12 protein-coding genes are annotated in these 11,203 nt (G+C 38.4%); 3 read left to right on the top strand and 9 right to left on the bottom strand.

Annotated elements, in window-relative coordinates; all coding sequences use genetic code 11:
* Positions 1-3: 3 nt before the first annotated feature.
* From G7Y45_RS09995 to upfY, 7 genes are read right to left on the bottom strand one after another with little or no spacing between them, the layout of a single operon-like run.
* Positions 4-1,101 carry a DegT/DnrJ/EryC1/StrS aminotransferase family protein gene (locus G7Y45_RS09995; protein WP_032539858.1) on the bottom strand — a complete coding sequence of 366 codons (1,098 nt, stop codon included), beginning with the start codon at positions 1,099-1,101 and terminating at the stop codon, positions 4-6.
* Positions 1,102-1,105: 4 nt separating this feature from the next.
* Positions 1,106-1,627: an acyltransferase gene (locus G7Y45_RS09990; RefSeq protein WP_032539857.1), complete on the bottom strand. Its 522-nt coding sequence runs from the start codon at positions 1,625-1,627 to the stop codon at positions 1,106-1,108.
* On the bottom strand, positions 1,620-2,036 hold the full coding sequence (locus G7Y45_RS09985) for an FdtA/QdtA family cupin domain-containing protein (RefSeq protein WP_032539856.1): 417 nt from the start codon (positions 2,034-2,036) through the stop codon (positions 1,620-1,622). Before G7Y45_RS09985 ends, G7Y45_RS09990 begins: the two co-directional genes overlap by 8 nt.
* Positions 2,033-2,437: an FdtA/QdtA family cupin domain-containing protein gene (locus G7Y45_RS09980; RefSeq protein ID WP_032539855.1), complete on the bottom strand. Its 405-nt coding sequence runs from the start codon at positions 2,435-2,437 to the stop codon at positions 2,033-2,035. The genes G7Y45_RS09985 and G7Y45_RS09980 overlap by 4 nt, the downstream gene beginning before the upstream one ends.
* A complete protein-coding gene (gene rfbA / locus G7Y45_RS09975; RefSeq protein WP_032539854.1) occupies positions 2,427-3,320 on the bottom strand; it encodes a glucose-1-phosphate thymidylyltransferase RfbA in 894 nt (297 codons plus the stop codon). Before rfbA ends, G7Y45_RS09980 begins: the two co-directional genes overlap by 11 nt.
* A gap of 32 nt (positions 3,321-3,352) precedes the next feature.
* On the bottom strand, positions 3,353-3,835 hold the full coding sequence (locus G7Y45_RS09970) for a UpxZ family transcription anti-terminator antagonist (protein ID WP_032556381.1): 483 nt from the start codon (positions 3,833-3,835) through the stop codon (positions 3,353-3,355).
* A gap of 11 nt (positions 3,836-3,846) precedes the next feature.
* Positions 3,847-4,407 (bottom strand): capsular polysaccharide transcription antiterminator UpfY, encoded by a 561-nt coding sequence (gene upfY / locus G7Y45_RS09965; RefSeq protein ID WP_080715543.1) that lies wholly within the window; start codon positions 4,405-4,407, stop codon positions 3,847-3,849.
* Between the two features lie 1,085 nt (positions 4,408-5,492).
* Between upfY and G7Y45_RS09960 the strand changes: the two genes are divergently transcribed.
* Both G7Y45_RS09960 and G7Y45_RS09955 read left to right on the top strand, forming a co-directional pair.
* On the top strand, positions 5,493-5,840 hold the full coding sequence (locus G7Y45_RS09960; RefSeq protein ID WP_032539851.1) for an SH3 beta-barrel fold-containing protein: 348 nt from the start codon (positions 5,493-5,495) through the stop codon (positions 5,838-5,840).
* Between the two features lie 151 nt (positions 5,841-5,991).
* Positions 5,992-6,906 (top strand): DUF4373 domain-containing protein, encoded by a 915-nt coding sequence (locus G7Y45_RS09955; RefSeq protein WP_032539850.1) that lies wholly within the window; start codon positions 5,992-5,994, stop codon positions 6,904-6,906.
* Positions 6,907-7,372: 466 nt separating this feature from the next.
* Here G7Y45_RS09955 and G7Y45_RS09950 read toward each other — a convergent pair whose 3' ends face one another.
* Positions 7,373-8,179, bottom strand: coding sequence for a tyrosine-type recombinase/integrase (locus G7Y45_RS09950; protein ID WP_165015289.1), 807 nt, complete (start codon positions 8,177-8,179; stop codon positions 7,373-7,375).
* Positions 8,180-8,237: 58 nt separating this feature from the next.
* Between G7Y45_RS09950 and G7Y45_RS09945 the strand changes: the two genes are divergently transcribed.
* Positions 8,238-9,638 (top strand): restriction endonuclease subunit S, encoded by a 1,401-nt coding sequence (locus tag G7Y45_RS09945; RefSeq protein WP_245207737.1) that lies wholly within the window; start codon positions 8,238-8,240, stop codon positions 9,636-9,638.
* Here the strand turns inward: G7Y45_RS09945 and G7Y45_RS09940 are convergent.
* On the bottom strand, positions 9,621-11,189 hold the full coding sequence (locus tag G7Y45_RS09940; protein WP_209377319.1) for a restriction endonuclease subunit S: 1,569 nt from the start codon (positions 11,187-11,189) through the stop codon (positions 9,621-9,623). The two genes, G7Y45_RS09945 and G7Y45_RS09940, sit on opposite strands and share 18 nt — an antisense overlap.
* Positions 11,190-11,203: the final 14 nt, after the last annotated feature.

The raw sequence follows: 11,203 nt of genomic DNA, 5'->3' as shown, positions 1-11,203 counted from the left end.
TAATTAAAAATTATTTATTAGACTTACTATGTTATCTATCTCAATCATAGTTAATATAGGACTCATTGGTAAACTCAATTCCTCTATATGAATCTGTTCTGTAATAGGAAATGACAATCCATCCCATTTCTTATAACATTCTTGCCTATGTGGTGGAATTGGATAATGAATAATAGTCTGCACACCATTATCTGCCAAATATTTCTGTAACTCATCGCGTTGTGTACAACGAATAGGGAATATATGAAAAACATGGCTATTCCAGTCTGTCACTTCAGGAGTAACAATCCTGGAATTTGTAATATTTGCAATATAATATTCAGCTATCTTTTTGCGAATAGTCACATCCTCATCCAAATGTTTCAGTTTTACATTCAGGACAGCAGCTTGTATTTCATCCAAACGACTATTGCGACCTATATATTTAAATACATATTTCTTTGTTGACCCATAATTAGCAATGGCACGTATCACATTTGCTAATTCTAGATCATTAGTAGTTACAGCTCCGGCATCACCAAATGCACCAAGATTCTTACCAGGATAAAAGCTATGACCGGCAGCATCACCTAACGAACCCGTTTTTTTCCCATTATACAAACAGCCATGTGCTTGCGCATTATCCTCAATCAACTTTAAATTATACCTTTTACAAATATCCCCAATCTTATCAGTATAGGCACACTGACCATATAAGTGCACAATCAATATTGCCCGCGTTTTAGAAGTAATTGCAGCTTCTATCAAGTTATCATTGATTTGATAAGTCTCAATAGAAGGTTCTACTAGTACAGGTTTTAAACCATTTTCTGAAATGGCCAGAATAGAAGCAATATAGGTATTAGCCGGTACAATCACTTCATCACCTACTTGCATAATTCCCAATTCAATATAAGCCCGAAAAATCCAAATCAAAGCATCTAAGCCATTAGCACATCCCACTGTATATTTCGTTCCTATGTACTTGGAATAATTCGTTTCGAATTCTTCATTTTCTTTGCCTTGAAGATACCAGCCACTGTCAACAACTCGATTAACAGCCTCATGAATTTCCTGCGAGTATTTCTGTGTTATTTTTTGTAAATCTAAAAATTTTATCATTACTTTATATTATATGTTTCAATCCATTTTTATCTTTTCTTTCTAAATCTAATAATACCCCCTCATTAGTAATATATCCATGATGAACAGCCGGGTTACCATACCAAACAGTATTGGCCGGAATGTCTTTGGTTACGACACTACCTGCACCCACAAACGCATATTCACCAATTGTATGTCCTGCTACAATTGTTGAGTTAGCACCTATTGATGCACCTTTTTTAATTAAAGTCTTTAAAAATAAATCAGGATACATTTTAGAACGGGGTACTTTATCATTAGTAAAAGTTACATTAGGACCGATGAAGACATTATCTTCCAAGGTTACTCCGTCCCACAACTGAACACCGGATTTTACCGTAACATTATTGCCCAATTTAACATCATTCTCAATTAGCACATTGGCGCAAATATTACAGTTCGAACCAATTTCTGCACCGGGTAAAATTATACAATACTGCCAAATATAGGTATCATTCCCTATCTGTTGAGATAAAACTTCGGAAGATGGATGTATTCTAATCATTTTTGTATTCTATAAAATCTTGATAATCTCTTAAATAATCACCCTCTTCGTATCCGTGAGACGCTAATACTAAACAAACTGAACCGGAAGAAAACCCCTGTTCAGAAGCCCAAATACCCGGAGGAATATGTAAACCGTAAAAAGGGCGATTCAACAATATCGTACGTTTATTAACTCCATCATCCAGTACGACCTCAAATGATCCACTAGCTGCTATCAGAAATTGATGGCACTCCTTATGGGCATGAGCCCCACGTGCCTCACCTCCGGGAATATCATAAGAATAAAACACTCTTTTTATAATAAAAGGGATATTTAAATTCCCATGAACAGGAGTTATATTTCCTGAGCGATTCTCAATTTTAGGGAGTCCTATTACAGAACAGTCATAAACTGTATAATTCTTCATTGTTTCGAATTAACAAACTCTTTATAATCATATATATAATCTTGAGGATTATATGACGTAGAGGAAAGAACCAAAGCCAATGAATTCGTAGAAAAATTATTCATTTCACGCCATAAGCCTTGAGGTACATAAAGGCCATAATAGGAGCGATTCAAAGAAAAAGTTTCCTGCTTATTCCCATCATCCAGAATTACATCAAAACTACCGGATAAAGCGACAATAAATTCTTCATTTTCTCTATATGCATGTCCCCCACGCGACTCTCCTCCTGGAACATCATAAATCCAGTAAGTTCGTTCTATTTTGAAAGGGATATTCTTGAATTCTTCGATAATGGATAAGTTACCTCGTTTATCCAAGATTTTAGGAAGCTCTATGATTTGAGCTGATTCAGTTTTCATTTTTAGAAAGTTCTTCTATTACTTTAAGCAAATACTGCCCGTACTGATTCTTCATCATAGGATGTGCTAACTCACGCATCTTATCTATAGTAATCCAACCTTGCCTCAAAGCAATACCCTCTAAACAGGCTATTTTCAATCCCTGGCGTTTCTCTATTACCTCAACAAACGTACTTGCTTCCGACAAAGAATCATGTGTACCTGTATCCAGCCAAGCAAAACCACGTCCCAGTAACTGAACCTGCAGGGCTCCCTTTTTTAAATATATTTGATTAACTGTTGTAATTTCTAGTTCTCCGCGAGGAGAAGGTTTTATCCCCTTAACTATATCTATCACACTATTCGGATAAAAGTACAAACCTACAACCGCATAATTAGATTTAGGGGCAGTAGGTTTCTCTTCAATACTAACCACCTTGCCTTCATTATCAAAATCCACTACTCCGTAACGTTCGGGATCATTCACCCAATAGCCAAAAACAGTGGCTTTCTCTGACCGTTCGGCTGCATCAACTGCTTCATGTAATTTAGGGGTAAAGCCTTGCCCATAAAAGATATTATCGCCAAGAACCAGACATACAGAATCATTGCCTATAAATTTCTCACCAATAATAAGTGCCTGTGCCAAGCCATCAGGAGAAGGTTGTTCCGCATATTCAAATCGTACTCCAAAGTCAGAACCGTCACCCAGCAAACGTTGAAAGCCGGGTAAATCGTATGGAGTGGAGATAATCAATATTTCACGAATCCCTGCCAACATGAGTACAGAGATAGGATAATAGATCATCGGCTTATCAAATATCGGAAGCAACTGCTTACTGACTCCTTTGGTGATCGGATATAAGCGAGTGCCCGAACCACCGGCCAAGACAATACCTTTCATCAATATACTTATTAAATTACTATACAAACATATCACTCCACCTCACTCCAAGGATACGGATTCTCTTGCACATCCTTCAGGCGTTCCATCACCTCACGCTCCTCTTCCGACAACTCCCTGTCCTGCCACGTATCAATGATGACCTGAGCTTCCCGGGCCAATTCCTCGTCAAAAACCTCTCCGTAACAATAAACTAACAGTTGGACTTTCAACAGTGAGGCAGGCAGATGCTCCAATACATCCCAGCAACGATCCAGAATATGTTGGATACGCTCCTCCTTGTCACCGTTATTATAGAGAGTCGCATTATATCCCATCAGGAGCGACAGGCACAGCCGGGCCTCTTCTTCATGACTATTGCCATGCTTGTCGTACAAAGCATTAGCCTGAGAAAAAACATCACGATTCAGACGGGTGAATTGATCACTGTAGATCGGCCGGCCGTCCATGCCTAAGTAGCAAAGTTCATGGGCAGAAGCATAAAGGGCGGAGATTTCTGATTCTAAATAGTTCATATCTTGTTATGTTATTTTTCAGTAACAGGTTCGACCAATGAAGGATGGACAAAAGTGGTGGCGACAGCCATGACTCCTTCAATGGTGACTACGACACGACGGTCATTGCGGACACGGACAAACTCGCCCTCCACCCCCTCGAAAAGCCCCCCGGTGATACGCACACGGGTACCCTTGCGGATGTTCAACTCGGAAGGTTCGAAATAAAGCAGGGATTCATCATAATTCGAAGAGACCGCCATGAAATTACGCATTTGAGAATCAGGAACGATGATGGGACGATGGTATTCACGGTCCATAATGTAACGGATAGGAAGCGTGGTGCCCTTGCTCTCTTTGATGGCATCGATACAACTGCGCGAGGAACGGACAAAAACCAGATTATGAACCGCAGGAACAAGCTTACGAACCCGACGCTCGTTTTTAATGGTATATTCGTAGTGCATGGGGATGAAATTCTCTATCCCCTCCGAATTGAGGTACTCCTGCAAGGCCAGTTCACGCCCGTAAGTGATACGCAAGGCATACCAGTTCAAAGCGGAAGAAGACAGGAGGGATCGAGAGCGCCCCATCGAAGATTCGATAGATGCGGATGTTGTCATGTCGTTCACGTCAGGATGTTCTTTGGGGACACCGGAGTAGCGAAGCATACCTCCCGGTCAAGTTATGTAATGCGGATTTTAATGAAAAATTCAGTGCATCCATGTTATTTAATGACCCTCCACTATCACAGAAGGAGAGGCAGAAAATAGTTATTTATTATAATAGCCTTTAAACGAGGGTATTGAAAACAAAAAGTGTTTCAATAGACGTTCGTTTAAAAACACATGATTTTTGTATATAAATCAGAAGAGAACAGAAAACAAAATCAGACAGATAATAAACTGTTTTTTGTTAATTCATAAATACCTGTGGTTTAAGATATTGGGATAACAATCAAAAGAGAAAAATTATTTTTTTTATTAAACATTTTGTAGTTCTAAAAATACCCCCTATCTTTGCGTTCAATTAAACGAACGTCTATTGAAACACTCACTTTTTCAATTAATATCATACTATATAACAAATAGTTATCTAATCAGAAGCGTTCATTTTCTCGTTAATTCCATCTTTACTTGCCTACTGATAGATTCCTTTCTACCTTTGCAACAAATTAACAACATTTAATTATTAACAAAATAAAAGAAATTATGGACAAAGAAAAAGGATTATTTCAGATTGCGGACAAAAGTGTAAAAAAATGCCATTAGCAAAGCACAACAATCTAATACTGAAATAGTTAAAGAATCAAGAGGTAGAAAAGAAGGAAAACCAATAGAAGGAATTACTTCGCACAAAGCAGAGCTTATCAGAGCGTTGATAGAATCCTACATAGAGGATGCGAACATACAAAATATCAATACATGTCAGGCTTCACTCGCACGCTACATCAATGAAAAAAGACTAATCGGAAATATTAAAAACGGAGTATTTAAACCATTATCCATCAGTTCAATATTAGTCTATATCAGCAGCATTTGGGAAGAAGTAGAAAAGAATAGACAGCACAAACCCGCCATCCACAAAAATACGCACAATGAATTATGATAATCCGTCTTACATGAAACGCCCCCTATCTTCGTGGCGATAACATTTTATCAACTTAAAAAATATACGTATGAAACGGAAAAAAAGACCGGCATCACAAAGTGAAGCCATGAAACTGAGATGGAAGAGACGGATTGTCTTTGAGAAAGGATATACCGAGCAGTGTGCCGAATGGATGGCGGAACGCCTGGAAGAGTTAACAGACCACTTGCAATACGGGCACGCAGCTATTGCTTATCAGAAGCAGAACGGAGATTTCAGCTTGGTGAAAGCGACACTGATCTACTATGAAGCGGAATTCCACAAGAAGTATGATCCCACAAAAATAGAAGGCGCAGTAGTCTACTGGAATGTGGACGAACAGCGATGGACGACATTCCAGGTGGAGAACTTCATGGAGTGGCGACCGATCGTATAGGGCGCCACCACAGATTACACGGATTTTCACAGATGAATGATTTCTATTTTGAGGAATCAAGTGAAAACGTCTTTGGGAATCCGGAGTAATTTGTGGTGAATGTATTAATGTATTATTGAAAGTACAAACAACTAATCTAAAAAAAACAAATATGGCAACAATATATGACGGGATCAACTATTTCCCGGTGGGCGTAAACTTCATGGAAGAGAACGCAATGGAAGTGATAGAAGCTAAATACGGAATAAAGGGCCCGGCAATCGTACTGAAACTGCTGTGTAAAATATACAAGGAGGGATACTTCATCCGTTGGGATGAAGAGCAGTGCCTGATCTTTGCCAACAAGGCAGGAAGGGAGGTACAAGTCGCTGAGGTGCAGGGGATCATTGAGATCCTCTTTATCAAAGGGATAATGGACAAAAACAGTTATCTGGAAAACGGAATACTGACTTCGGAAAGTATACAAAAGGTATGGATGGAGGCGACAAAGCGGAGAAAGAGAGAGTTGTCGGAACTCCCCTACCTGATGGTGAAAACGGAAAAGGAAAACGATAAACCGGAAAAGGAAAGCGGCAAACCGGACAATGCATCCACACAACAGGAAATTGAACGACCCAAGCCGCTTAAAGAAGGAAAAGTAGCTGTCGGCACAGGAGATGTAGCCGTTAGCCCGGGAAATGTAGTACACGATGTAGCCGTTAACGCAAAAAATGCATGCAATTCCGGACAAAGTAAAGTAAAGAAAAGTAGAGCAAAGGAAAATAAAGAATTACCCCCCTCAGCTCCCCCTGAGGGGAAGGAGGAAGAAAGGAAGGAGGATTCTGCTTCTCTCCCGATACCGGGATACGCTTTCAATACGATGACGCACAATTATCCGGGACTGACGGATACGCTCCAAAGATTGGGGATCAACGAGGTAAGCGAGGTAAATGCCATTCTCAAGCTGTCGGACTATGGAAGAAAGGGAACGACGGTGTGGCGGCTGATTGCCAACACTTGCTGGAGCGATATAGGGGCTAAAGGAAGATATCTGATAGCGGCGCTAAATAAGGCAAAAAGAAGATAGCAGGGAGTATGAGTCCCCGATTTGTAGTTGACAAAAAAGCAAGTATACAGGCTTTTACCCAGGAAGGGATTCGGTGAAACAAAGAAGCAAAGAGTGTGCTTAACGAACTAAAACACAGTGTTTTTAAAGCACAAAATTTCTCTCGCCCAAAGCTTTGTTTTAACACTATGTTAAAGTTTGTTCTTTAAATGCAAATAGCAAGTGTTTTAAATACAAAAGGCTTGTTATTTGCACACAAGAATAAAATAACGGAGAAATGGCGTTAACAATGTTAATTGTTACGATATTATTCTCAGAGCAACACGCTACATAAATCCAGTCTTTTCATTTGCATGTATCATAACCCTCAACTTAAAAACCCAACATTGCAGCGGGAGGAATATTCAATACCCCGACAAAGCAAACGGGCTATTTTTAAAGTCAGTAGATTAGTTGATACCAAATCGCCTAATCTACTGATTTTAATTTACCAAGTGATAACCTTGTCAATGATAGCCTGTTGTTCGGAACTGCTCCTTCGCAGATAGATACGGGTGGTTTCTATACTTTCATGTCCCATCAGGTCAGCAAGCAGAGAAATATCGTTGAACTTCTCCAAAAAGTTTTTGGCAAACCGATGCCTGAACGAGTGGGGATAAATGACTTTTTCATTCATACCGTACTTGTTAGCATAGTTTTTAAGTTGTTGCGATATACCACGAGTAGTGATTCTTTCGCCATATCTATTCAGAAAGAGATAACCGGAGGTTCGTTTGTGCTCTTCCAACCAAACAATGGTTTCTTCTTTAAGTAACTTAGGGATATAAATTCGTCTAATTTTACCTCCTTTCGCATAAATATCGTAGTAGCCTAAATAAATGTGCTCTACTTTTAGCTGGATAAGTTCACTTACTCTCGCTCCAGTAGCAGCTAAGAAGCGGACAACGAAATACCACGTCAGGTTATCTTCCTTTTTCAACTTTTTCTTTAGAAAGATATAATCCGCATTGGTGATTACATTTTCCAAGTAAGAACGCTGTTGCACCTTAACGGATTTAAGGCGAAGTTTCTGCTTACCCATATATTCAAGGTACTTGTTGATTGCCTGAATCCTGAGATTAACAGTCTTGGGCTTGTAAGTCTCAATTAGATACGTTTTATAAATCAAGAGGTTGCGTTTGTTCAATTCTTTATGCCTCTTGTTGTACTCCTTTACGGCATACAGATATGCTGCAACCGTATTTTTCGCCATATTCGCTTGGACGAGTAGCGTTTCAAATCTTTCTTCTGTCATATAGTAATTATATTTAGAGGGAACGACATTGTTCCATTAATAACTTACTATAAATTCATTGAATTCCTATTATGAGAAGATTATTGCTACAGGTGAGGTTAAGTGCATTGATGAGGAGATTCCGTTTGAGATTCCAAAGGGATGGGAATGGGAACGGGTGGGTAATATTTTTTTTGTTACGAAGCTGGCTGGATTTGAGTACACAAAGTTTTTTACTAAAGAAGCCATATCTGCATTTAACCCCATTCCAATAGTGCGTGCTCAAAATGTTCGTATGGGATTTTTTGAGGAAAATAAGAATGAAGCTATTTCTGAAATGTTATCAAATCAGTTAAAAAGAAGTGCTTTGAACAAAAAATGTTTGTTAATGACATTTATTGGTGCAGGTATAGGTGATACTTGCATTTTTCCTGCTGAAAGAAAAAATCACTTAGCTCCAAATGTTGCAAAAATAGAACCACTTGATGATAGCATTTTTTTAGATTATGCAGTTTTTGCGCTAATGAGTCCTTGCGGTCAAAGAGGAGTAAATGCAATCAAGAAATCCACAGCTCAACCGAGCCTATCAATGGAGACTATTAGAAAATTGCTGATACCTATTCCACCTTTCAAGGAACAAAAATGTATCTCGTTAAAGTTGTCTGAAGTATTACCATTGGTAGAAAAGTATTCAAAAGTACAAAAAGTACAAAATCAAATAAATGACGAAATCAATATATTATTATCTAAATCTATTCTTCAAGAAGCTATCAGAGGTAAATTAGTACCGCAAATTGCAGAGGAAGGAACTGCTGACAAACTGCTTGCCGAGATTCACAAAGAGAAAGAACGTCTCGTAAAAGAGGGCAAACTAAAGAAGGCAATCTTGACCGATTCCGTTATCTATAAAGGTGACGATAACAAGTATTATGAGAGGATAGGCGGCAAAAATATTTGTATTGACGATGAAATCCTCTTTGAGATTCCAGATTCTTGGGTATGGTGCAGGCTTGGCTTTTTATTCAATCATAATACAGGTAAAGCCCTAAATGCCTCTAACAAGGAAGGTAGCATGCTTCCATATATAACAACTTCGAATCTCTATTGGGGGCAATTTGATTTATCTAGCGTAAGACAGATGTATTTCAAAGATTCTGAAATAGAAAAGTGCTCGGTGAGCAATGGTGACCTGTTGGTATGTGAAGGTGGAGATATCGGTCGAGCTGCTATATGGCCTTATGATACGCCAATGTGTATTCAAAACCATATTCATAAACTACGCTCATACAATCAGCTAGATACCCTCTTCTATTACTACATATTTCAGGCATATAAGTATAATGGTTATATAGGAGGTAAGGGCATTGGCATACAAGGGCTTTCATCCAAAGCCCTGCATAATATGTTGGTGCCGCTACCTCCTATAAATGAACAAATTCGGATTACTTCAAAAATTAGTTCTCTATTTCAGTTCATCTAATAAACGCACTATTTTATCATTAATCCTCTTCTGCTCAAGTTTGGGTGGAAGAGGTAATAATGTTTTCAATAATGTATCCCTTGAGATGCCAGGAATCATACTGTTAGCTTGCCTTTCTATAGATGCTACATTGGCATAAAGGAACCATCTAATATAATCCAAGTCACCAACAATGCCAGTTAATGCCATTATTTGGCGAGCTATGTGAATACTACCGATTCTATTAAAAGCCATTTCACCAATAGTACCTTTACAAGTTATTAGTAGATCATTAAAATGAGATACTGTCATAGGTGATTCAGTCCATCTATTGATTAATAAATTGCCATTATAGAAGTTACTAGCACCTGTTATGTATGGGATTCCATTTTCTTCTGAATTATACCTGTCAGGAGTCAAATCCCTACCAGACAATAGAGTTATAACACTTGAAAGTCTACACCAGCTCCACGATTGTGGAATTTCAAAAGGAATCTCATCTGATATATCAATCTCAGATTTGCCCACCCTCTCATAATACTTGTTATCGTCACCTTTATAGATAACGGAATCGGTCAAGATTGCCTTCTTTAGTTTGCCCTCTTTTACGAGACGTTCTTTCTCTTTGTGAATCTCGGCAAGCAGTTTGTCAGCAGTTCCTTCCTCTGCAATTTGCGGTACTAATTTACCTCTGATAGCTTCTTGAAGAATAGATTTAGATAATAATATATTGATTTCGTCATTTATTTGATTTTGTACTTTTTGTACTTTTGAATACTTTTCTACCAATGGTAATACTTCAGACAACTTTAACGAGATACATTTTTGTTCCTTGAAAGGTGGAATAGGTATCAGCAATTTTCTAATAGTCTCCATTGATAGGCTCGGTTGAGCTGTGGATTTCTTGATTGCATTTACTCCTCTTTGACCGCAAGGACTCATTAGCGCAAAAACTGCATAATCTAAAAAAATGCTATCATCAAGTGGTTCTATTTTTGCAACATTTGGAGCTAAGTGATTTTTTCTTTCAGCAGGAAAAATGCAAGTATCACCTATACCTGCACCAATAAATGTCATTAACAAACATTTTTTGTTCAAAGCACTTCTTTTTAACTGATTTGATAACATTTCAGAAATAGCTTCATTCTTATTTTCCTCAAAAAATCCCATACGAACATTTTGAGCACGCACTATTGGAATGGGGTTAAATGCAGATATGGCTTCTTTAGTAAAAAACTTTGTGTACTCAAATCCAGCCAGCTTCGTAACAAAAAAAATATTACCCACCCGTTCCCATTCCCATCCCTTTGGAATCTCAAACGGAATCTCCTCATCAATGCACTTAACCTCACCTGTAGCAATAATCTTCTCATAATAGGAATTATCGTCACCACGGTAAATGATTGATTCGTTCTTATCTTTCTTGATTTTTTTCTCCTTAACCAGCTTAGCTTTCTCTTCTCTAATATGTTCCAAAAGCACCGATGCCGGTTCGTCATTAGGGTCCTGCTGTACAAGTTTTCCCTGTATCGCCCATTGGAGTATGCTGTTCTTTAATTGCTTTCCGTTCATTGTTCGTAATCCTC

It is taken from the genome of Bacteroides sp. ZJ-18 (assembly GCF_011038705.2).
GTDB lineage: Bacteria > Bacteroidota > Bacteroidia > Bacteroidales > Bacteroidaceae > Bacteroides > Bacteroides hominis.
The sequence above is the reverse complement of the archived record's forward strand: the minus strand, read 5'-3'. Positions and strand labels throughout refer to the sequence as shown.

Coding starts and splice junctions, on each gene's coding strand:
- G7Y45_RS09995 (WP_032539858.1), bottom strand. CDS start 1,101: ATGATAAAATTTTTAGATTTACAAAAAATAACACAGAAATACTCGCAG.
- G7Y45_RS09990 (WP_032539857.1), bottom strand. CDS start 1,627: ATGATTAGAATACATCCATCTTCCGAAGTTTTATCTCAACAGATAGGG.
- G7Y45_RS09985 (WP_032539856.1), bottom strand. CDS start 2,036: ATGAAGAATTATACAGTTTATGACTGTTCTGTAATAGGACTCCCTAAA.
- G7Y45_RS09980 (WP_032539855.1), bottom strand. CDS start 2,437: ATGAAAACTGAATCAGCTCAAATCATAGAGCTTCCTAAAATCTTGGAT.
- rfbA (WP_032539854.1), bottom strand. CDS start 3,320: ATGAAAGGTATTGTCTTGGCCGGTGGTTCGGGCACTCGCTTATATCCG.
- G7Y45_RS09970 (WP_032556381.1), bottom strand. CDS start 3,835: ATGAACTATTTAGAATCAGAAATCTCCGCCCTTTATGCTTCTGCCCAT.
- upfY (WP_080715543.1), bottom strand. CDS start 4,407: ATGGGGCGCTCTCGATCCCTCCTGTCTTCTTCCGCTTTGAACTGGTAT.
- G7Y45_RS09960 (WP_032539851.1), top strand. CDS start 5,493: ATGAAACGGAAAAAAAGACCGGCATCACAAAGTGAAGCCATGAAACTG.
- G7Y45_RS09955 (WP_032539850.1), top strand. CDS start 5,992: ATGGCAACAATATATGACGGGATCAACTATTTCCCGGTGGGCGTAAAC.
- G7Y45_RS09950 (WP_165015289.1), bottom strand. CDS start 8,179: ATGACAGAAGAAAGATTTGAAACGCTACTCGTCCAAGCGAATATGGCG.
- G7Y45_RS09940 (WP_209377319.1), bottom strand. CDS start 11,189: ATGAACGGAAAGCAATTAAAGAACAGCATACTCCAATGGGCGATACAG.